Source organism: Streptomyces sp. NPDC043908 (genome assembly GCF_056435525.1).
Map to the genome: position 1 here is coordinate 1 of NZ_JBWKEI010000011.1, position 25,094 is coordinate 25,094.

Annotated in this window: 31 protein-coding genes and 1 riboswitch; of the genes, 11 read left to right on the top strand and 20 right to left on the bottom strand. The window is 70.3% G+C overall.

The genetic code is table 11. The features are described from left to right. The 3 genes from AC069K_RS23595 to AC069K_RS23605 all read left to right on the top strand — a co-directional run. A partial coding sequence (locus AC069K_RS23595) for a flavodoxin-dependent (E)-4-hydroxy-3-methylbut-2-enyl-diphosphate synthase (RefSeq protein ID WP_478619434.1) occupies nt 1-651 on the top strand: 651 nt, incomplete at its 5' end. 44 nt (nt 652-695) lie between these two features. Continuing rightward, on the top strand, nt 696-2,603 hold the full coding sequence (gene dxs, locus AC069K_RS23600) for a 1-deoxy-D-xylulose-5-phosphate synthase (protein WP_478619437.1): 1,908 nt from the start codon (nt 696-698) through the stop codon (nt 2,601-2,603). Next, nucleotides 2,600-3,997, top strand: coding sequence for an aspartate aminotransferase family protein (locus AC069K_RS23605; RefSeq protein ID WP_478619440.1), 1,398 nt, complete (start codon nt 2,600-2,602; stop codon nt 3,995-3,997). The genes dxs and AC069K_RS23605 overlap by 4 nt, the downstream gene beginning before the upstream one ends. A gap of 129 nt (nt 3,998-4,126) precedes the next feature. Here the strand turns inward: AC069K_RS23605 and AC069K_RS23610 are convergent, their stop codons facing one another. From AC069K_RS23610 to AC069K_RS23675, 14 genes are all read right to left on the bottom strand, one after another. Further along, entirely contained in the window at nt 4,127-5,299 is a 1,173-nt protein-coding gene (locus AC069K_RS23610; protein WP_478619443.1) for a site-specific integrase, read from the bottom strand. Continuing rightward, complete coding sequence (locus AC069K_RS23615) at nt 5,299-5,484, bottom strand: helix-turn-helix domain-containing protein (RefSeq protein ID WP_478619446.1); 186 nt, start codon at nt 5,482-5,484, stop codon at nt 5,299-5,301. The genes AC069K_RS23610 and AC069K_RS23615 overlap by 1 nt, the downstream gene beginning before the upstream one ends. Further along, a complete protein-coding gene (locus AC069K_RS23620; protein ID WP_478620028.1) occupies nt 5,477-6,763 on the bottom strand; it encodes a replication initiator in 1,287 nt (428 codons plus the stop codon). The genes AC069K_RS23615 and AC069K_RS23620 overlap by 8 nt, the downstream gene beginning before the upstream one ends. A 53-nt stretch (nt 6,764-6,816) precedes the next feature. Then, a complete protein-coding gene (locus AC069K_RS23625; protein ID WP_478619449.1) occupies nt 6,817-7,509 on the bottom strand; it encodes a class I SAM-dependent methyltransferase in 693 nt (230 codons plus the stop codon). Further along, complete coding sequence (locus AC069K_RS23630) at nt 7,502-7,624, bottom strand: hypothetical protein (RefSeq protein WP_478619452.1); 123 nt, start codon at nt 7,622-7,624, stop codon at nt 7,502-7,504. The genes AC069K_RS23625 and AC069K_RS23630 overlap by 8 nt, the downstream gene beginning before the upstream one ends. Next, complete coding sequence (locus AC069K_RS23635; RefSeq protein ID WP_478619455.1) at nt 7,621-7,866, bottom strand: hypothetical protein; 246 nt, start codon at nt 7,864-7,866, stop codon at nt 7,621-7,623. The genes AC069K_RS23630 and AC069K_RS23635 overlap by 4 nt, the downstream gene beginning before the upstream one ends. Beyond that, entirely contained in the window at nt 7,863-8,051 is a 189-nt protein-coding gene (locus AC069K_RS23640; RefSeq protein ID WP_478619458.1) for a hypothetical protein, read from the bottom strand. Before AC069K_RS23640 ends, AC069K_RS23635 begins: the two co-directional genes overlap by 4 nt. A gap of 91 nt (nt 8,052-8,142) precedes the next feature. Further along, nucleotides 8,143-8,472, bottom strand: coding sequence for a SpdD-like protein (locus AC069K_RS23645; RefSeq protein WP_478619461.1), 330 nt, complete (start codon nt 8,470-8,472; stop codon nt 8,143-8,145). A gap of 23 nt (nt 8,473-8,495) precedes the next feature. Then, complete coding sequence (locus AC069K_RS23650; protein ID WP_478619464.1) at nt 8,496-8,654, bottom strand: hypothetical protein; 159 nt, start codon at nt 8,652-8,654, stop codon at nt 8,496-8,498. Between the two features lie 18 nt (nt 8,655-8,672). Further along, nucleotides 8,673-9,335 (bottom strand): DUF2637 domain-containing protein, encoded by a 663-nt coding sequence (locus tag AC069K_RS23655; RefSeq protein ID WP_478619467.1) that lies wholly within the window; start codon nt 9,333-9,335, stop codon nt 8,673-8,675. Then, entirely contained in the window at nt 9,335-9,493 is a 159-nt protein-coding gene (locus AC069K_RS23660) for a hypothetical protein (RefSeq protein ID WP_478619470.1), read from the bottom strand. The genes AC069K_RS23655 and AC069K_RS23660 overlap by 1 nt, the downstream gene beginning before the upstream one ends. Before the next feature lie 73 nt (nt 9,494-9,566). Then, on the bottom strand, nt 9,567-9,758 hold the full coding sequence (locus AC069K_RS23665; RefSeq protein WP_478619473.1) for a hypothetical protein: 192 nt from the start codon (nt 9,756-9,758) through the stop codon (nt 9,567-9,569). A gap of 73 nt (nt 9,759-9,831) precedes the next feature. After that, nucleotides 9,832-11,169: an FtsK/SpoIIIE domain-containing protein gene (locus AC069K_RS23670; protein ID WP_478619476.1), complete on the bottom strand. Its 1,338-nt coding sequence runs from the start codon at nt 11,167-11,169 to the stop codon at nt 9,832-9,834. A gap of 5 nt (nt 11,170-11,174) precedes the next feature. Next, nucleotides 11,175-11,531 carry an SCO3933 family regulatory protein gene (locus tag AC069K_RS23675; protein WP_478619479.1) on the bottom strand — a complete coding sequence of 119 codons (357 nt, stop codon included), beginning with the start codon at nt 11,529-11,531 and terminating at the stop codon, nt 11,175-11,177. A gap of 431 nt (nt 11,532-11,962) precedes the next feature. Between AC069K_RS23675 and AC069K_RS23680 the strand changes: the two genes are divergently transcribed. Beyond that, nucleotides 11,963-13,006 (top strand): XRE family transcriptional regulator, encoded by a 1,044-nt coding sequence (locus AC069K_RS23680; protein ID WP_478620031.1) that lies wholly within the window; start codon nt 11,963-11,965, stop codon nt 13,004-13,006. Here AC069K_RS23680 and AC069K_RS23685 read toward each other — a convergent pair. Then, a complete protein-coding gene (locus AC069K_RS23685) occupies nt 12,990-13,781 on the bottom strand; it encodes an NUDIX domain-containing protein (protein WP_478619482.1) in 792 nt (263 codons plus the stop codon). The genes AC069K_RS23680 and AC069K_RS23685 overlap by 17 nt on opposite strands. A gap of 769 nt (nt 13,782-14,550) precedes the next feature. On the opposite strand from AC069K_RS23685, the gene AC069K_RS23690 reads away from it, so the two are divergent. The 3 genes from AC069K_RS23690 (at nt 14,551) to AC069K_RS23700 (ending at nt 16,160) form a co-directional block, all read left to right on the top strand. Continuing rightward, complete coding sequence (locus tag AC069K_RS23690) at nt 14,551-14,958, top strand: NrdR family transcriptional regulator (RefSeq protein WP_478619485.1); 408 nt, start codon at nt 14,551-14,553, stop codon at nt 14,956-14,958. Nucleotides 14,959-15,397: 439 nt separating this feature from the next. Next, nucleotides 15,398-16,006, top strand: coding sequence for a helix-turn-helix domain-containing protein (locus AC069K_RS23695; protein WP_478619488.1), 609 nt, complete (start codon nt 15,398-15,400; stop codon nt 16,004-16,006). A gap of 10 nt (nt 16,007-16,016) precedes the next feature. Further along, entirely contained in the window at nt 16,017-16,160 is a 144-nt protein-coding gene (locus AC069K_RS23700) for a DUF6126 family protein (protein ID WP_365109476.1), read from the top strand. A gap of 13 nt (nt 16,161-16,173) precedes the next feature. Here AC069K_RS23700 and AC069K_RS23705 read toward each other — a convergent pair whose 3' ends face one another. Then, entirely contained in the window at nt 16,174-16,989 is an 816-nt protein-coding gene (locus tag AC069K_RS23705; RefSeq protein ID WP_478619492.1) for a tyrosine-protein phosphatase, read from the bottom strand. 588 nt (nt 16,990-17,577) lie between these two features. Next, nucleotides 17,578-17,743, top strand: a riboswitch (cyclic di-AMP (ydaO/yuaA leader). Between the two features lie 4 nt (nt 17,744-17,747). Here AC069K_RS23705 and AC069K_RS23710 point away from each other — a divergent pair. Both AC069K_RS23710 and AC069K_RS23715 read left to right on the top strand, forming a co-directional pair. Then, nucleotides 17,748-18,671, top strand: coding sequence for a LysM peptidoglycan-binding domain-containing M23 family metallopeptidase (locus AC069K_RS23710; protein WP_478619495.1), 924 nt, complete (start codon nt 17,748-17,750; stop codon nt 18,669-18,671). 150 nt (nt 18,672-18,821) lie between these two features. After that, the gene (locus tag AC069K_RS23715) at nt 18,822-19,613 is read left to right on the top strand and encodes an SGNH/GDSL hydrolase family protein (protein ID WP_365109485.1); all 792 of its coding nucleotides are present in this window, start codon (nt 18,822-18,824) and stop codon (nt 19,611-19,613) included. Nucleotides 19,614-19,690: 77 nt separating this feature from the next. On the opposite strand, the gene AC069K_RS23720 is transcribed toward AC069K_RS23715, so the two are convergent. The 4 genes from AC069K_RS23720 to AC069K_RS23735 all read right to left on the bottom strand — a co-directional run bounded on the left by AC069K_RS23720 (nt 19,691) and on the right by AC069K_RS23735 (nt 23,109). Beyond that, the gene (locus AC069K_RS23720; protein WP_478619499.1) at nt 19,691-20,683 is read right to left on the bottom strand and encodes an NAD-dependent epimerase/dehydratase family protein; all 993 of its coding nucleotides are present in this window, start codon (nt 20,681-20,683) and stop codon (nt 19,691-19,693) included. Nucleotides 20,684-20,791: 108 nt separating this feature from the next. Continuing rightward, nucleotides 20,792-21,589 carry a polysaccharide deacetylase family protein gene (locus tag AC069K_RS23725; protein WP_365109491.1) on the bottom strand — a complete coding sequence of 266 codons (798 nt, stop codon included), beginning with the start codon at nt 21,587-21,589 and terminating at the stop codon, nt 20,792-20,794. Nucleotides 21,590-21,704: 115 nt separating this feature from the next. After that, nucleotides 21,705-22,703: a pentapeptide repeat-containing protein gene (locus tag AC069K_RS23730; protein WP_478619502.1), complete on the bottom strand. Its 999-nt coding sequence runs from the start codon at nt 22,701-22,703 to the stop codon at nt 21,705-21,707. Nucleotides 22,704-22,929: 226 nt separating this feature from the next. Further along, complete coding sequence (locus AC069K_RS23735; protein WP_358834403.1) at nt 22,930-23,109, bottom strand: hypothetical protein; 180 nt, start codon at nt 23,107-23,109, stop codon at nt 22,930-22,932. Between the two features lie 148 nt (nt 23,110-23,257). Here AC069K_RS23735 and AC069K_RS23740 point away from each other — a divergent pair, with 148 nt between their 5' ends. Both AC069K_RS23740 and AC069K_RS23745 read left to right on the top strand, forming a co-directional pair. Continuing rightward, nucleotides 23,258-23,698 carry a TIGR03618 family F420-dependent PPOX class oxidoreductase gene (locus AC069K_RS23740; protein ID WP_478619507.1) on the top strand — a complete coding sequence of 147 codons (441 nt, stop codon included), beginning with the start codon at nt 23,258-23,260 and terminating at the stop codon, nt 23,696-23,698. A gap of 97 nt (nt 23,699-23,795) precedes the next feature. Next, nucleotides 23,796-24,989, top strand: coding sequence for an MBL fold metallo-hydrolase (locus AC069K_RS23745; protein WP_478619510.1), 1,194 nt, complete (start codon nt 23,796-23,798; stop codon nt 24,987-24,989). The last annotated feature ends 105 nt before the right edge of the window (nt 24,990-25,094 follow it).

Here is a 25,094-nt window from a genome sequence, read left to right on the forward strand (position 1 = left end):
TCGGCGTTGTGGGAGGCGTCGCTGTTCGAGGAGCATGATTTCCGGGATATCAAGATCTCGGTGAAGCACAACGATCCGGTGGTGATGGTCGAGGCGTACCGGCAGCTGGCGGCGCAGTGTGACTATCCGCTGCATCTGGGGGTGACGGAGGCGGGTCCGGCGTTCCAGGGGACGATCAAGTCGGCGGTGGCGTTCGGGGCGCTGCTGAGCCAGGGGATCGGGGACACGATCCGGGTGTCGCTGTCGGCGCCGCCGGCGGAGGAGATCAAGGTGGGGATGCAGATCCTGGAGTCGTTGAACCTGCGTCAGCGGCGTCTGGAGATCGTGTCGTGTCCGTCGTGCGGGCGGGCGCAGGTGGATGTGTACAAGCTGGCGGAGGAGGTCACGGCGGGTCTGGAGGGCATGGAGGTGCCGCTTCGGGTCGCGGTGATGGGGTGTGTGGTGAATGGGCCGGGTGAGGCGCGTGAGGCGGATCTGGGGGTGGCCTCCGGCAACGGCAAGGGGCAGATCTTCGTGAAGGGCGAGGTCATCAAGACGGTCCCGGAGTCGAAGATCGTGGAGACGCTGATCGAGGAAGCGATGAAGATCGCGGAGCGGATGGAGGGAGAGGGCGCCGCCTCCGGCGTCCCCAGCGTCACCGCACGGGGCTGACCGCAACCACCGAGAGCTGAACGGGATCCGAAGGGGGCTCCAGCGTGACGATCTTGGAGAATGTTCGGGGGCCGCACGACCTGAAGGCGCTTCAGAGCGCCGAACTCCCCGCGCTGGCGCAGGAGATCAGGGAGTTCCTGATCCAGGCGGTGGCGCGGACCGGGGGCCACCTGGGCCCGAACCTCGGGGTGGTGGAGCTCTCCATCGCCCTCCACCGGGTCTTCGACTCGCCCGTCGACCGCGTCTTGTGGGACACCGGGCACCAGAGCTACGTACACAAACTGCTCACCGGGCGGCAGGACTTCTCGAAGCTGCGCTCCAAGGGCGGCCTCTCCGGCTACCCCTCGCGCGCCGAGTCCGAGCACGACGTCATCGAGAACAGTCACGCCTCGACCGTGCTCGGGTGGGCCGACGGCCTCGCCAAGGCCAACGAGGTCCTGAAGAGGGACGACCACGTCGTCGCGGTCATCGGCGACGGCGCCCTGACCGGCGGTATGGCCTGGGAGGCGCTGAACAACATCGCCGCCGCCCGCGACCGGCCCCTGATCATCGTCGTCAACGACAACGAGCGCTCCTACGGCCCCACCATCGGCGGCCTCGCCGACCACCTGGCGACCCTGCGCACCACCGACGGCTACGAACGGTTCCTGGCCTGGGGCAAACAGGTGCTCCAGCAGACGCCGGTGCTCGGACGCCCGCTCTACGAGTCGCTGCACGGCGCCAAGAAGGGGTTCAAGGACGCCGTCGCGCCGCAGGGGATGTTCGAGGATCTGGGGCTGAAGTACGTGGGACCCATCGACGGGCACGACATCGAGGCCGTCGAGTCGGCGCTGCGGCGCGCCAAACGCTTCCACGGCCCCGTCCTGGTGCACTGCCTCACCGAGAAGGGCCGCGGCTACCAGCCCGCCCTGGACGACGAGGCCGACCGCTTCCACGCCGTCGGCGCCATGGACCCGCTGACCTGCGTCCCGCTCACCCCGGCCGGCGGCCCCTCCTGGACCTCGGTGTTCGGCAAGGAGCTGGCGGCGCTCGGCGAGGAGCGCGAGGACATCGTGGCGATCACCGCCGCCATGCTCCACCCCACCGGGCTCACCGAGTTCGCGGCGCGCTTCCCCGACCGGGTCTGGGACGTCGGGATCGCCGAGCAGCACGCCGCCGTCTCGGCGGCCGGGCTCGCCACCGGCGGGCTGCACCCGGTGGTCGCCGTCTACGCCACCTTCCTCAACCGCGCCTTCGACCAGGTCCTGATGGACGTGGCCCTGCACAGGTGCGGAGTGACGTTCGTCCTGGACCGGGCCGGTGTCACCGGAGTCGACGGCGCCTCCCACAACGGCATGTGGGACCTGTCGGTCCTCCAGGTCGTGCCCGGTCTGCGCATCGCCGCCCCGCGCGACGCGGCCCAGCTCCGGGCCCAGCTGCGCGAGGCGGTCGAGGTCGACGACGCCCCGACCGTGCTCCGCTTCCCCAAGGAGGCGGTCGGCCCGGACCTCGCGGTCCTCGGACGGATCGGCTCGATGGACGTGCTGCGCCGGGACGAGGACGCCGAGGTGCTGCTGGTGGCGGTCGGGGGGCTCGCGCCCGTCTGCCTCCAGGCCGCCGACCTGCTCGCCGGGCGCGGCATCCGGTGCACGGTGGTGGACCCCCGCTGGGTCAAGCCCGTCGACGAGCAGCTCGCGCCGCTGGCCGAGCGGCACGCGCTGGTCGCGGTCGTGGAGGACAACTGCCGTACCGGGGGCGTCGGCTGGGCGGTCGGGCAGGCGCTGCGGGACGCCGGGGTGGACACCCCGCTGCGCGCCTTCGGCATCCCCGAGCAGTTCCTCGCGCACGCCAAGCGCGCCGAGGTCCTCGCCGACATCGGGCTCACCCCGGTGGAGATCGCGGGACGGATCAGCGCCGCCCTCGCGGCGCGCCAGGACGCCGCAGCGGCGGCCGAGAAGGGACATGACGGATGACCGACGGCGGACCCAAGGGCTTCGACCTGGCCCGGCTCCTCGCCGAACGCGGCGGCGAGCGCTACGAGCTGCACACGAAGTACCTCAACCACCAGCTGCCGCGGATGCTGCACACCATCGGCTTCGACAAGGTCTACGAGCGGGCCGAGGGCGCGTACTTCTGGGACGCGGAAGGCCAGGACTACCTGGACATGCTCGCCGGGTTCGGGGTCATGGGCCTGGGCCGCCACCACCCCGTGGTGCGCAAGGCGCTCCACGACGTCCTCGACGCCTCGCTCGCCGACCTCACCCGCTTCGACTGCCAGCCGCTGCCCGGCCTGCTCGCCGAGAAGCTGCTCGCCCACAGCCCGCACCTGGACCGGGTGTTCTTCGGCAACAGCGGTACGGAGGCGGTGGAGACCGCCCTGAAGTTCGCCCGGTACGCCACCGGCAGGCCCAGGGTCCTGTACTGCTCCCACGCCTTCCACGGGCTGACCACCGGCTCCCTCTCCGTCAACGGCGAGTCCGGCTTCCGCGACGGCTTCGCCCCGCTGCTGCCCGACACGGCCGTCCCCCTCGGCGATCTCGCCGCCCTGGAGCGGGAGCTGAAGCACGGGGACGTGGCCGCGCTGATCGTCGAGCCGATCCAGGGCAAGGGCGTCCACGAGGCGCCGCCCGGCTATCTGCTCGCCGCGCAGGAGCTGCTCCACCGGCACAGGGCGCTGCTGATCGCGGACGAGGTGCAGACCGGTCTCGGCAGGACCGGCGACTTCTACGCCTACCAGCACGAGCAGGGCGTCGAGCCGGACCTGGTCTGTGTCGCCAAGGCGCTCTCCGGCGGGTACGTGCCCGTCGGGGCGACCCTCGGCAAGGAGTGGATCTTCAAGAAGGTCTACTCGTCGATGGACCGGGTCCTGGTCCACTCCGCGAGCTTCGGCTCCAACGCCCAGGCGATGGCGGCGGGCCTCGCGGTGCTCGCGGTGATGGAGGACGAGGAGGTCGTCGCCAACGCGCGCGCCACCGGCGAACTCCTGAAGTCCAGGCTGGCCGCGCTGGTCGGCCGCTACGAGCTGCTGCACGACGTGCGCGGGCGCGGCCTGATGGTCGGCATCGAGTTCGGCAAGCCCTCCTCGATCCGGCTGCGCGGGCGTTGGACCATGCTCCAGGCCGCCCGCAAGGGCCTGTTCGCGCAGATGGTCGTGGTCCCGCTGCTCCAGAAGCACCGCATCCTCACCCAGGTCTCCGGGGACCATCTGGAGGTGATCAAGCTGATTCCGCCGCTGACGATCGGCGAGCGCGAGGTGGACCGCTTCGTCGAGGCGTTCACGGCCGTGATGGACGACGCACACGGCGGGGGTGGCCTGATGTGGGACTTCGGGCGCACCCTGGTTCAGCAGGCGGTAGCCAACCGGTAGCGCTTCTTGCCTCTGGGAGAAAGACCAGTGATCCCACGGGCCGCCACCGGCACTAGGAAACACAAGGTCAAGGCCACCCGGGAAGGTTCCTGGGTGGCCTTGATCGTGTGTGCGTGACTATCTGCGTGACTAGGGCTCCGGTGACGCCGACGTTCGGAAGATTTCGTCCATGGCCACGGCCCCGGTCTGGATCACGGGCCGGATCTGCTTCCGGTATACCTCTTCGGTCACCGCCGTGCTGGAGTGGCCGACGAGCCGGGAGATCTCTTCGAGCGGGATGCCCTTGTCCGACAGGATCGACACGAAGGAGGTACGCAGTTCGCGTGTCGTCCAGTCGTCCGCTTTGATCTTCGGAACCCGTTCCAGGATCAGGCGCAATTCCCGGCGCATGTCGGCAGCGGTGAGCTGTGTACCGACTGCCGACGTGAAGACGAGACCGTGTTCCTGCCAGTGGTCACCGGCCGCCGCCCGTTGCTGTGCCTGGTGCTCACGGTGGACCTTGAGCGCGTCGATTGCGCGTTGGGGCAGCGCCAAGGTCCGGCGGGACTTCTTGGTCTTGGTATCACCGCTTCTACGGACCGAGCGCCAAACCGCGATGTGCGGCGGGATCTCCGGAACCGCATCCGGGTCCCCGTCAAAGTCAACGTGATCCCAGCGGAGAGGTCGCATTTCCTCCGTACGGCCACCGGTCAGCAGCGACACGACGAAGTACGCGCCAAACACTGTGCCTTCCGCAGCAGCCAGGACCGCCTCCGCTTGGGCCAACGACAGCGACTTCGACGGTCGGCCGGGACGCCCGGTGGGGATGGAACACAGCTCGACGACGTTGCGCTTGACCTTGTCCCGAGCCATGGCCCGCTTGACAGCTCGGTTCAGGCACGAATGGATCGCCCGGAGGCTGCGCGTGCTGAGGACACTGGCTTTCACCGCCAACCACTTGTCCACGTCATCCGCGCTGAGGTCCCGCAGCTTGCGCGCCCCCAGGGCGGGGATCACGTGCCTCTTGCACAGGCTGGTGTTGGTACCGAGGGTGCCCTGATCCCGCCCAGCCAGCCCGTACGCCAACCAGTCGTCCACCGCGTCCTTGACCGTGTAGCGGTTCGGTGCGATTGGCAATCCGTCATCCGAGTCCCGAAGAATCGCCTTGAGCTTGTTCTTCGCCTCAGTCTTGGTACGGCCGCTGCCGCGCTTCACGATCCGCTTGCCGCTCGGGTCGTAACCGAGGCTGGCTGTGGCGATCCAGCGTTGGCGCTTGTCATCCCAGTGAAGTCCGCCGTCACCCCGGCTGCGTCGCTTGGCCATCAGGCAGCCCCCCAGCCATTCGGGCGGGATGCGACGTACGCGCGGTAGCCGTCCAATGGAATGCGACGGCAGCGGCCGACCTTGATGGACGGCAGCCGACCCGTGCGGAGGAGGTCGTACACGGCGGACTTGCCAATCTTCAGCTTGCACACGACCTCAGCCACGGTCAGGAAGTCGTCACTCATCCGCGTCACCGCCTCCCATGCCAGCGGCGAGCCATTCTTCGGCTCGGGTGAGGCCGGTTGCGGCGAAGGTCCAGTGGGTGAGGACGAGGGTGGTTTCGTCGGCCGGTAGGTCCGGGGCGGGGTGGTGTTCGGCCTGGGCTTGGGCGGCTTGCTGGCGGCGCCATTCGGCACGGGCAGCACGCAGGAGGGCGAAGGTGGTGGAGTAGCGACGCCCTTTGGTCAGGAAGTGGCCTCGGAAGCCGAGCATGTGAGCCCAGGCCCGCAGTCGGAGGTGTTCGAGGTCCTTGCGGGCGCCCAGCGTCCAGGCGGTGCGGATCATGCGGCGGGCGTGCTCGGGGATGCGCATGCGGGCCAGTTCGGCCAGGAACCTGATCGGCCGGTCCAGGGTGCCGGTGGCGGTTTCGGCTCCCTTGGTGGCGTACTTGGCGATGTAGGCGGCGACCGCCCGGTCGGTGAGTTCGGTGCCGGTGGCGAAGTCGGCCGAGCGGATGATGCGGATGTCGAGCTGTCGGCCGAAGGCGAAGGAATGCGTGCGGCCGTTGACAACCGGGCCGGGCACGGACGCTGCACGAGCGGCAGCCTTGATCGCGTCGGTGAGAAGTGCGGCCGTCGCCCAGCACGGCGGCAGGGCAGCACCGCCCGCTGTCCCGTCGAGGCGGATCACGGCATGAAAGTGGATCGCACCCCGCTTCTGGTACTCAGCGACCTTGGCGAACGAGATCCGGGCGTGTTCCGCGAACTCGCGTTGGGTCAGTCCGGCCCGCTTGGCGACCTCCCGGCGCAGGTAGATCGAGAAGCGGGCCCAGATCTTCGAGGCGTGCGCGTTCCACAGCACGGCTGCTTCGTAGTCGTAGCGTTCGGGATCAAGCGGGGTGCCTAACTCCTCTGCATCGTCCGGATGCTGGAGGCCGCAGCGGCAGCGGCCGGAGGCGGGCCGGTTGTGGACGGGGCCGAAGCCGGGGGCAGTGAACGTGGCGAACACGCGGGGGTGGGTGGCCACGTCGGCCGGGGTGCCTTTGCCGCCCTTGAGCCCGGCGGTGATCAGTTGGTAGGCGTCGCGGCGGTAGGTCTCCGCACACGAGGCACAGCGCGTGGCCCGGCGGTTGTTGCACCGTACGAGGAGGTGTCCGGCGGGAAGGCCGGCCGCCGTGATGTGGGAAAGGACGGGGCCGATCTGTCCTGTGGTGGTGTTCACCGTGTGTTCGGTGCGGTGTCCGTCGAGGCGGACCGGGTTGGCGCAGCCGCCCAGGCTCCGGAGCTGGGCCATGAGGCCGGGCATGGTGCCCAGGCGGGCGAGGTAGGCGAGTTCCCCGGCAGGGGGCGTGGTGGTGGTCACGCTGCCTCCAGGGTGCGGGCAGCGAGGTAGTGGCCGGCGATGTGGCGGGTGTAGGCCGGGGGGATGCATTCGCGGATGCCGTCGCGGTTCATCCACGGGACGCTCATCACGGTGCGGGCCTGGCTGACGCCGGAGAAGTTGCCGATGTACTGGCCGAAGTGGCCGGGCGGGACCGGGCGGCCCATCTTGGCCTGGGGTGCGGTGTGGCGAGGGTGGCGGGGCTGGGTGAAGGCGAAGCCGCCGCCGGTCTCAAAGTAGCGGTGGCGGTAGGTCTCAAGGCCGAACATGGGCCCGCACAGCAGCAAGGGGGCGTAGAGCTTGGGCAGCGCGCCCCGTACGTTCTCGATCACCCACGGCCGCCCGGTGGACTCCAGTGCGGCGCGGGTGGGTGCGATCAGATCGGGGTGGGTGTTGCCTTGCAAGCGCTGGCAGTCGCTGTCTCCCTGGCAGGGCGGTGAGGCGTGGATGAAGTCGAAATCTGCGCCGTGCTCGCGGATGAAGGCAACGGCGTCGCCCTGGACGAACGTGAAGGGGTAGCGGGGCTGGGGTGCGAGATCAATACCGGTGACGTCGAACCCAGCGTCCGCGTAACCCTTGCCGGCGCCTCCCTGGCAGCAGAACGCATCCAGAACGCGCAGCCCGCGCGCACCTGCCCCGGGGAGGCCGGGGGCGGGGGTGAGGTCAGACATGGGTCACCACCACGGTGCGGGCCGGGTGAGTGCCGGTGCCCCGGCAAGTGGGGCAGTGGCTGGTGACCGTGGTGCCCTGGCAGTGGCAGGCGGCTGGGGTGATGGTGGTGGTCATCGGGACCCGTCCTTGCTGTGATTGCGGGGCGGGTCGGAGTGGTAGCGGCGGGTGCCCAGGTCCCGGCCGTCGTGCAGGTGACGCGGGGCGGCGGGGTGGTTGTCGTTCCAGTCCTCCGCGCACACCTTGTGGACCGGTTCGCCGGAGTGGGCGCGCAGCGGGGTGGGCTTGCCGCACTGGGTGCAGGCGCAGTCCCCGGTGTGGTCGAAGTGGTCGCCGGAGCGCCAGTTCAGGAGGCTCATGCCGTCACCGCCCGGTACTGCGGGCGCAGGGTGAGCGTGTGGCCGGTGCCACGGCAGGCCGGGCAGAAGACGCGGACGGTGCGGCGGCGGCCGAACCGGTCCACGGTTCCGGTGGTGATGGCGGCGGCGGCGAAGCCGTCGCAGTCGGGGCAGACGCGGGCCGGGGTGGGGTGGTGCTGGGGCATGATGGGTGTGCCTTTCGGGTCCGTTGGATCGGGAAGGGAAGGGCCGTCCGGGCGGGCTGGACTTGGCGGTTGAGACCGCCCGGAGGGCCGCTCAGCGCGTCGGGCGCTGGGAGTTCATGAGCGAGCGCACGACCAGCGCGCAGATGGCGACCGAGGCGCCGGTGATCGCCACGGCCAGCAGGAGCGAGACGAGGACCGCGCCGAGGACGAGAACCACGGCGGTGCCGCCGCCGATCACGGCCAGGACACCGGCCGGGGACAGATGCGACGTGGGCGTGGCCGGGGCCGGTGCCGGGGTGTGCGTGGGGTGCTGGCAGTGGCAGGGCGCCGGGGTGAGCGGCTGGGGCTGGTAGACGACCGGGGTGGTCAGGTTCTGGATGGTGGCCGGGAGCGGGTTGGCGGGGACTTTGGGGCGGATCATCGGTGTTCTCCTTCCGGGGTGGGTTACGGGTTGAGGGCGTCGTTGATGGCGGGGGCGAAGTCGCTTCCGGCGAGCAGGAAGCCGCCGAGGAGGAGCACGGCGACGAGCCAGGCCGGTGGGCGGGTGAGTTTGATGCCGAGCCAGCCGATGACGATCAGGGCGAGCCACAGGGGTACGTCCATGGCGGTTCTCCTTCCAGGTCAGGCGAAGTGCGTGGCGAGTTGGGTGGCCATCGGGGCGGGCAGGCCCAGGCGGTCGGACAGGGTGGCCGCGTCGATCGGGCGGCCGGTGGTGGTGCGGTGCGCGTCAGCGACCTTCCGGGCGTGGTCCACCAGGGCCGGGGGAAGATCCGCCAAACGGCCGGCGGGCAGAGGCGAGGCAGGCTCCGGGGCGGTGACCGCCTCGGGTAACGGCTCGATGACCGGGGCGGGCGGCACGGGAGCGGGCGGTTCGGGCAGCGGCTCAGGCGCCGGGGTGGCGGTCGCGGCAGCCGGGGTGTGGACGAGGAGGGTGCCGCCGAGGAAGGCCAGCGCGGGCCATCCGGCGACGAGGATCCGCAGCCAGGCCGGAACAGCGGACAGGTTCAGGAGTCCGGCGGTGGCGACGTTGGCGCCCAGCGATGCGGCGAGGGCGACGGTGAACCACGTCCAGGCCGCGCCCGTCGGCCCGCCAGTAGCGCGCAGGGTCCGCAGCCGGTGCCACGCGGCGACCAGCAGCAGATCCACGCTGATGGGGTAGGCCCAGGCTTTCCAGCCGTCCTGTCCGGCAGCGGCGGCGATGTCGTGCAGGTGGGCGAACGACAGGGAACCAGCGATCACCGCTTGGACTAGGAGAGCATCGGGACGGAGCGTGGGGCGGGCCATCACTGCCACACCGCATCGGGAAACAGGTCGTCGATCTCCCCCGACCCGTTAGCCATCGCCTGTTCAGCGATGCGGGCCAGTTCCAGCAGCGTGGGAGCCTCGTCGGAGTTCAGCGCCTGCGGTTCTGCACTTGGCGTTTGTCCGTTCTCATTGCACATCGCGTGCGTCCTCTCGGCTGGTGGCCGGGGCCGGGCGGGGAAGTAATCTCCTGCCGCCCGGTCCCGGCGGTGATCAGGTGGCGGGGGCGTCGCCCGTGCCGAGGCAGGTCATGCACAGCGCTTCCTGGCGGGCCGTGCTCTCGCGCTTCTTGCGACCGCCGACCAAGAACGTCTCGGAGGTCTGCCCGTCGCTCTTGCAGTCCGGGCACGGCGCGGAAGCAGTCGGTTTGGCGGGGCGACGGGTGGTGGTCTTCTTGGTGACCATGGCTCTCCCCTTTCGGGCATGGAGCGGGTAGGGACCTGGCGCGAGAGGCCGCGCCGACCGGGGATGCGAAGGGCTACGGGATGCGGGAGGAGGCGGCGGCTTCGATGGCGGCCGGGCGCCAGGCATCCAGGGCCGGAAGGTGCGGGGTGAGGTGGGCGAACTGGCGGCACACACCCGCCGCCTCGCCCAAGGTCGTGTACGGGGTGCGGATGCGGGACCAGCCGCCGGAGGAATCCCCGGCTACCGCCATGCCGCGCCGCTCGGGCGGGATGCTCGTGGCAGCCAGTACGGCCAGCTCGTCCACATCACCGAGGCCCATTTCGGCGGTCTGCTTGTCGTTGCAGCGGTGCACCACACGGCCGGTGAGCTGAGCGCGCAGGGCGGTTGCACCACGGCCGAGTTCGGAGCCGAAACGCTGCCCGCTGATCTCCAGGTACATGCCGACCGCGCGGGCGAGCTGTCCGTACCGGATCAGCTGGGTGACCATGCGGTCCCGGCGCTCGGTATCGGCGCGGGAGCTGGTGAGGAAGAGTTCCGCGATCTCATCGATCAGCACGACCACCGGAACGGGGCGCAGCTTGGCGGGCAGGCCCCAGATGTCGGAGGTGATGTCTTCCAGGGCAGTGCCCGGGGTGATGCCCTGGTGCAGGCACAGCACGTCGAAGCGGTCTTCCATCTCGCCCACCAGCGCGGACAGCAGTCCGTCAGCGTCCTGGGGACTGGTGGCCAGGGCTGTCAGCCGTGGGGCGAAGGGGGACTGTTCCACCCCGCGCTTGCAGTCGATGCCCACCAGTGCGACATCCAGCGGGGCGAGGGCTTTGATGAGGCAGCGTTGGTACATCGACTTACCCGAGTCGTTCGCCCCCAGGGTCAGGCTGTGGGGGATCGTGCGGAAGTCCCGCACGAACGGGCGCCCGTCCTCGCGCACGCCGACCACGGCAGAGAGCGGACCGGCGACCAGGCGGCGCGGCATGCGCACCCGTGCCAGGACATCGAACCCCGTCAGCCGCAGTTCCACCACGCCCGGCTTGATGACGGACACGTGGACGGAGTGGACGCCCCAGGCGTGCCGCAGACGCTCAGCCGACTTCACCACATGAGCCGGCTCCAGCCCTGCCGCAAGCCGCATCCGCAACCGCACTCCGGTAGCGGTCGGCCGGATGCCACGAATCAGGGGGATGCCCGGCGGAACCTGCCCCGAGCCATTCGCGCCCTTGGAGAAGACCCGCCACCACGGCGGGGCCACGGTCAGCTCACAGGCTTCCATCGTGGCTCGGTAGGACGAGAGCACCCGGCCCAGCGCAGCCGGAAGACCCACCAGCACCCAGTACACGGCCGGGGCCTTGAGCCGGGCCACCCGCAGCAGCACCACGGCCAGGACCACCAGCGCTAAGAGCACACCCCCACCCATGGCAATCAGCCCTTGGACGAGGAGGCAGCGGACGCGGACGGGGCGACCAGCGCCACGGCACGGAACGCGATCCCGAACCGCTTCTCACCGTTGAACGTGTTCTCCCAGTCCCGGGCCCTGAGCCCGATGACCTTGACCGGCAGGCCCAGCGTCAGCCCGGAGGGCACCCCGGTTTCCGGGATCGTCACGGTGAAGAGGTTCGCCTCACCCTCATCAGCGATGGTCAGGCCGACCGTCATCAGCTTCGCACCGGTCTCCCGGTCGATCGCGACCTCTTCAGTCTGCTTGTTGATCACCTTCGGCTTCGGCTCCACCGCGACGAACACGACAGCGGTCTGAGTGTCGATCTTGAAGGATGGCATGATGGAAGCTCCCTGTTTGGGGCGGAAGCGGTGACTTGCTTGGCGGTAGGGCGCCGCTTCCTGGAGTTGGAGGATGAGCCCTCTCGGCGAGTGCCAGGGGGCTATTTGTGTTCCCATCTGGTGCGCACCAGCAGGATGCATCTGGTGCGCACCAGATGTCAACGGGGTGTCGCCATCAGGCTGGCAACTCGCCTTCCTGCAACAACTCCAGGGAACTCCGTCGCTCAACGCGCCGGTAGCCAACAGAAGTTAACGAGGCACGTGTTAACCCCTGCCGACCTGCACCGATGTGAGGCATGCTGCTGGGAAGGGCTGACGGCCACACATGCGAGGCGGTGCAGGTGTCCAATCGGCTGCGGGACGTACGGAACGCGCGCGCATGGTCACAACAGCGGCTGGTGCGTGAGATCGAGCGATACGCCCGACAACACATGCTCGATGTCGCTTCGACTGCGAGCCTGCACGTCTATGTCTCAGAGTGGGAGAACGGGAAACGGCAGCTCAGCGAGCGCTACGCGAGGATCCTTCGCCCGTTGCTTGGAGTCACTGACGATGAGCTGTACGGCAGGCATGCACCGTCGGCGGCATCTGTCGAGGTCGGCGGGTACAGCGAGCTGATCAGTCGTATTGACTCCGCCCGAAGTGTGAGTCTGACCATGGTCAAGACATTCATGGATCAGACCGAGCTCCTGCGGACTGTCGACCGTCAGATGGGCGCTTCAAGCCTCGTTGATCAGATGACCGGACACTTGGCGACCCTGGAGGAAGCGCTCACTTTCGCAGTACTTCCCGAGACCCGCAGGCCGGTAGCCCTCGCTTTAGCCGGAGCGGCAACTCTAGCCGCATGGCAGGCTCTTGATGCTGGATCCGTCGAGCGCGCATGGCGACACTACGAACTCGGCAAACGGGCAGCCCAAGAGGCCGAAGAGCCGATGTATCTAGCGCATGCCACCGCAGAGCAGGCGTACGTACTCAACGAGGCTGGCCGGCCAGAAATGGCGGTAGATCTTGTCCGCGAGGCCCAGCGATTGGGTGGTCAGCACGTGTCGCCACGGCTCCGCACCTGGCTCTTCGCGGCGGAAGCCGAACTGTGCGCAAAGGCCAGCCTGGCCGACGATTGCCGCCGCGCGCTGGATAGTGCCCTTGCCTGCCTTCCCGACGGTGACGAGGCCCGCGACCCCGACATGCTGAGCATCTTTCTGAATGGTGGGCACTTAGCCCGATGGCATGGGAACGCACTCGCCCTCTTGGGTGACGATGACGCACTAAGTAGCCTCTACGCGGCGCTCGACGCGGCAGACCCTACGTTCATCCGAGCCACCGCCGGTCTCCGATGCGATCTGGCCCAAGCGCATGCAGCGCGCGGGGAATTCGACCAGGCCCAGGAGCATCTACGCCAAGCTCGTTTGCTCGCGAACCGCACCGGTTCAGTACGGCAGCGCCGACGCGTGGAGCAGCTCACCCAGCGGCTGTAGCAGCGGACTCCCCTCGCGAAGCGAGCAGGTGTAGGAGGGCAACGAGCGTGCCCGAACCCATCAATTCGTCTCTTGCCATCAAGCCGGGGATATCAGAGAGCGGCACCCATGCCACGTGCCCGGCCTCTTCAACGTCCGTGGGATCACCGATGTGCTCCGCTCCCCGTCCGACGAAGATCTCATGGGGCGAATCGACCATGCCGACCATGGGCTGATAGGTGACCACATGCTCCAAGAACTGTGGGCGCCATCCAGTCTCTTCCTCGAACTCCCGCATCGCGGTCGCTTGCGGCTCCTCGCCTTCGTCAACGATGCCGCCCGGGAGTTCCCAGCCCCACTTGTCGGGAACGAAACGGTAGCGCCAGAGCATGAGCACCCGGTCGTTGTCGTCGAGAACCGCCGAGATGGCGACGTGGTGCAGTCGTACGACGTGATGCTCGAACCGCTCAACTCCCGGCGGTTCCACGTCTACAAGTGCCAGTTTGACCCATCGATTGTCATAGACGACGCGCTCACCGTGAATCTGCCAGGGTTCCAGCTCCCCCGGGCGCTCGATGCTCACGTCTCGGGATGGCACTCGATACGAGCTTCGCGCATTCCGCTCCAGGATGCGCTCTTCCACCAGCTTCGCCAGCACAACACGAAGCTGCGTCCGCCCGATCTCTAGGTCGGTCTCCAGCTTGCGCTCGGAAGGGATCTTCTCGCCCGGCTTGTACTCACCTGACGCCACCCGTTCACGAATCGCGCGGTAGGCCCGAAGCGACTTGGGTCCCATTGGCTGAGCACACTCCCTGACGTCATCAACTGGCCCGCACCAGCGTAGCCGCAGCCCCTGACAGGCGACAGAGCGCGATCACTCATCGTCCGGAGCGGGGTGAGTAAAAACCTTCTCTACGGGTTCAAGGCTCGCTGCGCTCGCTGCCCGGTCGCGCCGACCGGACACGGGTAGTTCAGATCAGTAGCCGCCGCCGGCCGCACCATGGGTCGGCTCGCCTCCGCCCTCCAATGCGTCGAGCGGCCCCGGACAGCTACAACGCCACGCCTACCGGCCCGAGGAACGGTGGTCGCCGGGAGATCACCACACTAAACGCGAGAGCGTCTGCGTTCCGGCCTCCTGAACTACAGAGGTAGTGCGATCAGAGATCGCAGGGTGCCGCGCACAGCGCGGCGGCGCCGCCGGCCGCCGCCGCGCTTGCCCCTCCTTGTCTGCGCCACCGGGGCCGCGCGCCGTCGCCCGGCGCGCCCGAGGGGGCGAAAAATGCAAGGCCGGGGTGGGGGACGGTCGGCTCCACGGCTTTACCCACCTCCCCGGTTCGGGTCCCGCGTTGAGCAAGACCAGGGGGCCACTCGGACACATTGCGGGCAGGAGGCAAGCCTGCCCGAGTAGCTGGCAAGCGTACGGCCCCCTGATCATGCTCAACCCCAAACCGGGCAGGACACCGGCCAAAGCCGCTCCGCCGACCTCACGAGATCTCTCACCCTCGCGGCCGGAGCGCCGTAGCATCTAGTTCGTCGGCAGCCTCTACCCGCGAGCAGGAGGGCAAGTGCATTGTCCTTCATGCTCCGTGCCCACCAGCGTTCTGCGCGTTGTGACCAGCCACGATGGCACTTCGACCAGGCGACTCCGCCTCTGTGAGAGCTGCGGTCTGAGGTTCACCACTATCCAGGTAGCCGTTCTGGTCCGGCTGAACAGACCAGGTGTACGTTCTGAGTTCTCCCGCGCGTGTGTCATCGCTCGGGTTCGTACGGCGGCACAGCAAGGCATCCCAGTCGAGAACGCGCTAGCTGAAGCGCGGCGACGCGCCAGAGCGCCGGCCACTTCGACAGCACAGCTATGTCTGCTCACGGATCGAGGAAGCGAGCCCAGCACGGTGCAAGGCGTGAATGCGCCTTTACCGCTGGACCTTGCTTCGGGCCGGGGCATTGCCAGCGTTAACGTCGTACCTTGCTGATCCTCTACATAAGGAGTGCGATGCGCGAACCGGCCCCTCGGCGCGTCCACACCCCTCATGCGGAGCTTGGTACAAGATCTGTCCGTCAACATCCTCAGCGCGGGGCTGATCGGTCTCGTGACCCTGGCTGCCCGACGAGCGCGCACGGCATGGCGGCGCCGTAGGGCAGCGGCACCCAACGTGACACCAGCAGCTGACACGAACAGGAACGAATAGCGGCAGCTAGCTCAGTACCTCACGTCGCTGCTCACCAGGCGTGAGTGCGACAGTGAGTGTCCAACTGAGTGACAACCCCGGCGAATGCCGCCGGACGCCGACGGACGGCTGTGAACCCTCAGAGCAGGCCAGCCGCGCGTTCGATCCTGGTGAAGGGCACGGAGGATTTGCCTCTGGGGCAAAAAAGTTGCCCCAGAGGCAATGCCCTGACTGAATGGAGTGCATGAGCACTCCCGCCGAAGGCGCCGGGGAGCCAGCGGGCCCCGCCCTCCCCGATGTCGCCCCGCGCCTGCGCGAACTGCGCCGCCGCCGGGGTCTCACCCTGGAGGCCGCCGCCCCGCGGGCCGGTCTCTCGCCGGCGCACCTCTCCCGCCTGGAGACGGGCGCCCGCCAGCCCTCGCTGCCGATGCTGCTGGCGCTCGCGCGTACCTACGGTACGACGGTCTCGGAGCTGCTGGGCGAGATGGCGCCCGGACGCGAGCCCGTCATCCGGGGCGGCCGGGCCGAGCCCGCCGAGGCCGACGGCTGGACCTACCACCGGGCCGGGCACCCCGGCCGCGCCATGCAGGCCCTGCGCGTCGAGGTCCCGTACGGCACCCAGCGCGAGCTCGTCCGCGTCCACCCGGGCGAGGAGTGGCTGCACGTCCTGTCCGGGCGGCTGCGGCTCACCCTGGGCGACGCCACGCACGAGCTCGACCCCGGCGACAGCGCGCACTTCGACTCGCTCACCCCGCACCGGATCTCCGCCGTCTCGCACGGCGGGGCCGCGTTCCTGTTCGTCCACACCCTGCTCCAGAGCCCCGATCCGCATCCGCACCATCCGCACGGCTGAGAGGTACGACATGTCGCAGAACCAGGGACGGTCCGGCGTCGACACCCGGGAGACGAAGTTCCCCCGGGGTCTCGTGGTCCGGCTGTTCGCCTATCTGATCGCGGGCCACATCTTCGCGGCCTTCCTCTACCTGCTGTTCACGGTCGGCAAGTGACCGGGCGCGCCCCCTAGACGGCGTCCTCGACCAGCCGCTCGCGCAGCCGCTCACGGGTCTCGGGGGAGAGCCCGAGGCCTTCGGAGAGGTAGCGCTCGGTGCTGCCCCAGGTCTCCTCGATGGTCTCGAAGGCCGCGTCGAGATAGCCGGCGCGGGCGTCGAAGAGGGGGTTGAGCAGCTCCACGACCTCGGTGCTCAGGCCGGCGGGGGAGCTGTCGCTGCGGTGCATCTTGTAACGGCGGTGCGGGTCGTTGGACTTGAGGTAGTCGGCCTCGATGGCGTCGCGCTCGACGCCCACCGCGAGCAGCGCCACCGCGATGGACAGCCCCGCGCGGTCCTTGCCCGCCGCGCAGTGCATCAGGGCCGGGACGCTGTCCTCGGCGAGCGCGTGCAGCACCCTGCTGTGCTCGGCCGTGCGCTGGCGGATGATCGTGCGGTACGAGCGCGCCATCCGCTCGGCGCCCCGGCCTTCGGAGAGCACCGACCGCAGCTGGTCGATGTCGCCGTCGCGGACCATCTTCCAGAACTCCGCCCCGTCCGCCGGGTCCGTCAGCGGTATGTTCACGTTGCGCACCCCCGGCAGCTCCACGTCCGGGCCCTCCAGCTTCTGGTCCGCCGCGTTGCGGAAGTCGAAGACGGTGTGGAGGCCGAGCGAGGCGAGGAAGGCCGCGTCCTGCGCGGTCGCGTGGGCGAGGTGGCCGCTGCGGAAGAGCCGTCCGTACCGCAGCCGCCGGCCGTCCACGGTCGGCAGTCCGCCCACGTCACGGAAGTTGCGGACGCCGGAGAGCTCGGGTTCGGTCGAAGGGATCTGCGGAGTCTGCTGGGTCACGTTGGCTCCTGATGGGGGTCGAAAGAAGATCACGCCGCCTCGGTCCCGACGATACGACATGGGTTCCCGGGGCAATCATCTCGATCGTCTGGCCGGAATGCGACCCCTTCGCGCCCATTGCCCCGCGCGAAGTCCTGTCCCGATGCCGGCGCCGCCGTTGGCGCCTGTGTGTACCTGTGCGGTCCTGGGGCTCGGGATGATCCAGACCGGGGATGGCGGACGGGTCCGGTTGCTTTCCGGTCGCATGTGAGCAAAACGGGCAGAGTGGGGCGGTGGTGGGGGAGAGGGGTGAAGAGGGGCAGAACTTTCGCCCTTATGGGGCGATTTGGTGACCCCTGTCCATCTCCCGCTCGGGAAAGGGGGATTACCCGTGAGCAGCGTCATATCCGTGACGTTCCGTGGTGGCGGTCCCGGATGAATTCCCCCGTCCGGCCGGGCCCGTTGGGAATGACGGTCGACGCAGGGTGACCGCGATTCCCGTAGGAATTCCCGGCCGGGAATGCCGAAGGGAAATCGGCACTTGTCGTGGCCCACCGGGCTCGCTTACGGTCACCGCAATCCGAGTGGACCGCCGAATCCTGCCACCGCTCGGAATCCGCACCCATCCACGCGTGGCAGGAGCGGGGGACCCAGGTAAGCGCCGTCCGGAATTCCGGCACGGCTCGGGGTGAAGCCGAAGCACCGTGACCGGTGCCCGGCCGGGCATCTCCAGCCCGAACCCGACAGCTCACCTCGCAGGCGCCGGAGAGGAATCCGCCATGCCCGCGAAGGGTAAGCACCGCCGTCCCAAGTCCAGCCCGATATCCCGGGGCATCGCCGCCGCCGGAACGGGTGGCGCCGCGCTCGCCATCCCGCTGCTCGGCGCCACCGGCGCACACGCCGCCGTGCAGACCGCCGCCCCCGCCACCGCGCCCCAGCAGGCCGCCCGCACCACCGGGACCCTCGCCGCCGCCGCGCCCCAGGCCGCCCCGACCACGTACAAGGTCAAGAGCGGCGACTGCCTCTCGCGGATCGCCGAGGACCACCGGCTCGGCAGCTGGCAGCGGCTCTACCGGGACAACCGCGAGGTCGTCGGCGCCGACCCGGCGCTGATCCGCCCGGGCATGAAGCTCGTGCTCGGCGCCAAGGCCAGGACCGGCGCGCCGCACGGCTCCGCCAGGACGACCACGCACGAGTCCGGCACGAAGGCGGCGTCCCCCGCGCCCCGCACCCCGGCGCCGTCCTCGCCCGCCCCGGCCACGAACACCTCCACCACCGCGGACCAGGGCTCCTCCACCGGCTTCCGCGCGCCGCTCGACAGCGTGAGCATCGGCACCCCGTACCGCATGGCCGGGTCCATGTGGTCCAGCGGCTACCACACCGGCGTCGACTTCGCGGCGGAGACCGGCACCACGGTCAGGGCCGTCGGCCCGGGCACGGTCGTCTCGGCCGGCTGGGGCGGGGCCTACGGCAACCAGGTCGTCATCCGGCACGCCGACGGCATGTACTCCCAGTACGCCCACTTCTCCCAGCTCTCCGTCTCGGCCGGGCAGACCGTGACCGCGGGCCAGCAGATCGGACTCTCCGGCGCCACCGGCAACGTCACCGGCCCGCACCTGCACTTCGAGATCCGCACCACGCCCGACTACGGCTCGGACGTCGACCCGATCGCCTATCTCAGGCAGCAGGGCGCGGCCCTCTGACGAAGCCGGTCGGCCCCGGATTTGTCCGGTGCGCCGGAGGTATTCGGCGTATTCCCGCTGGGCGAAACTGACCGGGTGGTCTATATCACCCACCGTCAACCCCTCCTTACGGTCGCGTAGGTCACACCGGTAGGGGAAAGATATGGTCCCGTGGCAGACGATTCGAGATCATTCAACAGCGGTACGTTCGGGTCGTACACGGCGATCGGCGACAGCTTCACGGAAGGCGTCGGCGACCCCGGCCCGGACGGGGCGTTCGTCGGCTGGGCGGACAGGTTCGCCGTGCTACTGGCAGATCAGCGACCGGAGGGGGCCTTTCGCTACGCCAATCTCGCGGTCCGCGGCAGGCTCCTCGACCAGATCGTCGAGGAGCAGGTGCCGCGGGCCAAGGAACTCGCGCCCGACCTGGTGACCTTCTGCGCGGGGGGCAACGACATCATCCGGCCGGGCAGCGACCCGGACGACGTGGCCGAGCGCTTCGAGCGCGCGGTCGCGGACCTGAAGAGCACGATCCCGACGGTGATGGTGACCACCGGGTTCGACACGCGCGGGATTCCGGTCTTCAAGCATCTGCGCGGCAAGGTGGCGACGTACACCGCGCACGTGCGCTCCATCGCGGACCGCTACGGGTGCCCGGTGCTCGACCTGTGGTCGCTGAAGTCCGTGCAGGACAGGCGGGCGTGGGACGGCGACCGGCTCCACCTGTCGCCCGAGGGGCACACCCGGGTCGCGCTGCGCGCCGCCCAGGTGCTCGGGCTCGCGGTGCCGGCCGACCCGGACCAGCCGTGGCCGCCGCAGCCGCCGCGCGGCACCCTGGAGGTGCGGCGCGACGACATCCAGTGGGCGCGCGAGCACCTGGCGCCGTGGATCGGACGACGCCTGCGGGGCGAGAGCTCGGGCGACCACGTGGAGCCCAAGCGCCCCGACCTGCTGCCTCTCTGACGGGTCATCAGCCCAGTCGGCCCTCCGTGGCCGACGGCGTCACCGACGGACCGCCCCGAGGGCGGCGCCCGCACGGCTCAGCCGTGCAGCAGCTTCCGCTCCGTCTCCGGGTCCAGTCCGACCCGGGGGCGGTCCGGCCGCTGCGGCGCCTCGCCGCCGAGCGACCCGAGCCACGCCCAGGTGTCGGCGACCGTCTCCTCGACGGGCCGGCAGTCGAGCCCCGCCAGCACGGCCTTCCACACGTTCGAGCCGTGCATCGTGTCGTGCAGCTCACCCGGCGGAATCCACACCGGCAGATGGTTCCACGGCTCCACCCCGGCGGCCAGGATCGGCTCCGGGGCCGTCCAGCGCAGCTCCGCGCCGCCGCCGGTGACCCGCGCACACGCGTCGAGCAGCTCGCCCATGGTGGTGTGGTCCGGCGGGCAGACCAGGTTGTAGGGCCCGCAGAGCCCGAAGTCGGCGGCGCTCACGATCCACTCCGCCAGGTCCCGGACGTCGATGAACTGCACCGGAAGATCGCGCGGCCCCGGCGCGAGCACCTCACCGCCGCGCGCCACGCGCCCCAGCCACCACGGCAGCCGCCCGATGTTCTCGTACGGGCCGAGGATCAGCCCGGCGCGCACCAGCAGCGAGCGGTCGGGGCCGAACTCCCGCACCGCGGCCAGCTCGCCGCCGCGCTTGGCCTGCGCGTACGCCACCTCGCCCGCGGCGTCCGGCGACCCGTCGACCAGCGGCGCGCCCTCGTCCGCCCCGGCCGGGACCGGGTACGCGTACACGGAACGGCTCGACACGTACACGTACCGGGCGGCGCGGCCCTCCGCCAGCAGCCGCGCGGCGTCGCGGACCGCCGAGGGCGCGCCCGACCAGGTGTCCACCACCACGTCCCAGCGGCCGTCGGCGAGCGCCGCCAGACCGTCCTCGGCCGTCCGGTCGCCGAGCAGCGCCCGCACTCCGGCGGGTGGCTCGTGGCGGCCCCGGTGAAAGACCGTCACCTCGTGCCCGCGTGCCACGGCGGATTCGGCCACGGCACGTCCGACGAACTCCGTACCACCCAGTATCAACAGCTTCATGGCCGCAACTCTGCCCGCTCGCAGGGGTCCTGAGAACAGCTCCATGCTGAGGGCGAAATCGCGACACCCGCCGGGCCGGGCGGGCACGGCCGGGCGGGGCGGGAGTCGTCAGGGGCGGTAGAGCCGGCCGGGCTCCGGAGCCGCGGGGGCGAGCAGCTGGGGCACGGTCACGAAGGTGAAGCCGCGGGCCTTCAGCGCGTCGATGATCCCGGGCACGGCGGGCACGGTCCCGTCGTAGATGTCGTGCAGCAGGATGATGCCGTCGCGGTCGGCCTGGTCGAGGATGCGCTCGGTGATCAGGGCCGAGTCGTTGGTGGAGTAGTCCTTGGCGGTCGCGCTCCACAGGATCTGCGAGAGCCCGAGCTCCTTGCTGACCTTGGTGACGTCCTTGTTGGTACGGCCCTGGGGCGGCCGCATCAGGACGGGCTTGCGGCCGGTCAGCGCGGCCACCGCCTCCTGGGTGCGGTTGAGTTCGGCGCGTATCTCGGCGGGCTTGAGCTTGTCCAGGCGCTCGTGCGACCAGGTGTGGTTGGCGACCTCGTGCCCCTCGGCCGCGATGCGGCGCACGGTGTCGGGGTACTTCTCCACGTGGTTCGCGCCGAGCAGGAAGAAGGTGGCGTGCACCTTCTTCTCCTTGAGCGTGTCGAGCAGTTGGGGCGTCTTGACGCCCGGCCCGGCGTCGAAGGTCAGGGCTATGCACTTGGCCTTGCGGCAGTCGACCCCGGTGGCGCCGCCCGCGTCGGCGCCGACCGCGGCCTTGCTGTCGAGCGCGTCGTCGCGGGCCGAGCGCGGCGAGACGGCGTTGTCGGAGCAGCCGGTCAGCGCCAGTCCGAGCGCGGCCACCGCCACCAGTGCGGCCGCGGACCGCCCCCGGGCACGGCGGACTCCGGAATTGCTGCTGCGCATGAGGCGACTCCCCTTCGGCCTGGACCTGAACATGCTGAGGACTATACGCGAGGTGTATACACGCAATGCATAGTGGGGTCGGGGCTGCGGGACGGCGGCGTCGCAGGCCGACCGGTTACGACCGGCGCGATCCGGTCGGGCCGGAGCCCCGGCGCCGGGCGCCACCGGACCTGCGGGACGGACCGCCCCGGCGGCCGGCGGTACCCGGGGCCTTCTCCCCGCCGCCGGACCGCGCCGCGGGCCCCGCCGTCCCCGCGCGCCAGTGCGAGGGCCGGTCGAGCCCGGCCGGGAGCACGGTGGCGTCGTCGCCCCGGGCCGCGTTGACCTGCGTCTGGGTGAGGAAGAGACAGTCCGTGAGGTCCGCCCCCGCGAGGTCGGCGTCCCGGAAGTCCGCGCCGATCACATCGGCGAGCCGCAGATCCGCCCCGCTCAGATCGGCCGCGATGAGGTACGCCCCGCGCAGGTCCGCGCCGCGCAGGTCGGCGCCCCTGAGCCGGGCCCCGAACAGATCGGCGCCCCTGCGGTCCTTCCTGCCCCTGACCTCGGCGCGCACCAGTTCGCTGGTGCGCAGCAGCAGGGTGTTCACCCCGGCGCGCAGCTCGGCGACATCCAGCTCCAGGAGCGTGTCCACGTCACTGAGGGTCAGCCGCTCGATCCGCTCCCGCTCGGCCGCCGCCCGGCGGTGGACCGGACGCGCGGCGGGGCGGCTCCCCGCCTCGGCGAGGTACCAGAGCAGCTCGTGCAGCTGGCGCATCACCGGGAGCGCCGCGAACATCCGCCGCGACCCGTCCGGAGACTCGCGCCAGTTCCGGCCCACGAAGGTGACCTGCGAGATCTTCTGGCCCGCGCCGAAGCAGTCGTACACCGTGCAGCCCTGGAAGCCCTGGGGGCGCAGCCGGTCGTGGATGCCGCAGCGGAAGTCCTGCTGGAGGTTGGCGCAGGGATCCCCGGCGGCCTTGTCGACGGCGAAGTCCGTGGACCGCGAGAACGCCAGCGCCACACAGCACAGGCCGAAGCAGTTCGCGCAGTCGGCCCGCAGCCGGGAGCGGTCGTCCACCGGGGCGGGCGCCGCCGCGGCCCGCTCCTGTACGCGGTTCTCGGATGTCTCGGACACGGCGGACGCTCTCCTGCGGTTCTCTGGGGCCCCGGGGGTGCCGCGTGACGGTGGGACGCGGGCCCGGGCGGGCACAAAGGAGGGTCGAGCCTATCGCCGGAGGTCACACGGACCGCAACGGGACGGACGGCAACGGACCGGTTCGCCCCGAGACGTCACCGGACCTGCGAGACGTACGGGACGTGCGGGCGACGGCCGCCGGGGGTCCGGGCCGGACCGGCAGGCGCTACGCGGCCTCGTCGAGGTCGGCCGTCGTGGCCTGCGCCCACACCGTGAGCAGCCGCTCGTACTCCTCCGACGGCCAGCCGCCCTCGGGGTCCGTGCTCTCGACGAGGTCGCGGATCGCCGCGTTGGCGGCTTCGGCGTCCGGCAGTACGGAACCAGGCTGGTCGGAGGAAGTGGACATGCGTCCAGACTAGGGCCCCGGCCCGCCGATCCGCTCCGTACAGTCATGCCAGGTCCATCACACAGTCATCGAGCGCTCCCCACACGACCTTCACCCCGCGGGGGCCCACCGGGGAATCCGGAGCCCCGCGCGCGCTGTTCCAGTGGCCATGACGGCATTCGACGCATCCGAGGAAGCCCTGCTCAAGCTGGTCGCACAGGAGAAGGGCGGCGTACTCGCCACCCTCAAGCGCGACGGCTGGCCGCAGCTGTCCAACGTGAACCACGCGTACTACCCGGACGAGGGCGTGATCAAGGTCTCCCTCACCGACGACCGCGCCAAGACCCGGAACCTGCGCCGCGACCCGCGCGCCGGCTACCACGTCACCAGCGCCGACCGCTGGGCCTGGACCGTCGCCGAGGGGGTGGCGGACCTCTCCCCGGTGGCCGCCGATCCGTACGACGCGACCGTCGAGGAGCTGGTCCGGCTCTACCGGGACGTCCAGGGCGAGCACCCGGACTGGGAGGACTACCGGCGGGCCATGGTCCGCGACCGGCGCCTCGTGCTCCGGCTGCGGGTCGAGCGCGCCTACGGGCAGCCGCGCGCCTGAGCCCGTCCCCGGCGGGTGCCACCGCCGCACGGCGCGGTTCCCGCGTTGTCGTACCCGTTGCACATAATGGAATGACCCCCGAGCCCCAGGAGGTGCCGTGACCGGCGCTGGTTCTCTGCTCCCACTCCGCTCCCGGCTGCGCGAGCTGCGCCCCGCCGCCTTCGGGGCCGACCCGGCGGGGGACCGCCTGGAGCGGATCCGCCGCTCACCGAACTTCGCGGACGGCGTCTTCCAGAACCCCGAGGGCGCGCGCACGCGTCCCTCGGGGTCGATGGTGGAGTTCGCCAAGATCTACTTCCAGAAGGAGCAGCGGGCCCTGCGCGCCCCCATGGGCAACATCCCGGTGCACGCGACGACGCTCGCCGACCTCGCCAGGCCGCCCGCCACGGGCCTGCGGATCACCTGGATGGGGCACTCCAGCGTCCTCGCCGAGATCGACGGCCGCCGGGTGCTCTTCGACCCTGTCTGGGGCGAGCGCTGCTCCCCCTTCGCCTTCGCCGGCCCCAAGCGGCTGCACCCGGTGCCCGTCCCGCTGGCCTCGCTCGGCCCGGTCGACGTGGTGGTCATCTCGCACGACCACTACGACCACCTGGACCTGCCCACCATCCGCGCCCTCGCGGGTACGGGGACGGTGTTCGCGGTCCCGCTCGGCGTCGGCGCCCACCTGGAGCACTGGGGCGTCCCCGCCGACCGCCTCCACGAGCTCGACTGGAACGAGTCGACGAAGGTCAACGGCCTCACCCTCACCGCCACCCCCGCGCGCCACTTCTGCGGCCGGGGCCTGCGCAACCAGCAGCACACCCTCTGGGCGTCCTGGGCCGTCGCCGGTCCCGAGCACCGGATCTACCACAGCGGTGACACGGGCTACTTCGACGGCTTCACGGCCATCGGCGCCGAGCACGGCCCGTTCGACGCCACGATGATCCAGATCGGCGCCTACAGCGAGTTCTGGCCGGACATCCACATGACCCCGGCCGAAGGCATGCGCGCCCACCTCGACCTCCAGGGCGGCCGGCCGCACGGCCTGATGCTCCCGATCCACTGGGGCACCTTCAACCTCGCCCCGCACCCGTGGTCCGAGCCGGGCGAGGGCACGATGGCCGCCGCGGCGGCCGCCGACGCCAGGATCGCGCTGCCGATCCCGGGCGAGCCCTTCGAGCCCGCCGCGGAGAGCGTGCCGTCCGCCCCCTGGTGGCGCCCGGTCGCACCGCCCCCGGCGGACGGCTGGCCCACCCACACCCGCAGGCCCGCCAAGGCGGGGGAGCAGGAGGCGGCGCCGGTCGTCTCCTAGGACACGCCCGGCGGCGGCCGGGACGAGCCGGTATTTCGTGCTGCCGTACGAGGCGTCATACCAGAGCGGGACACGGAAGGGGGGACTTTTCCAACTGCGCACCGA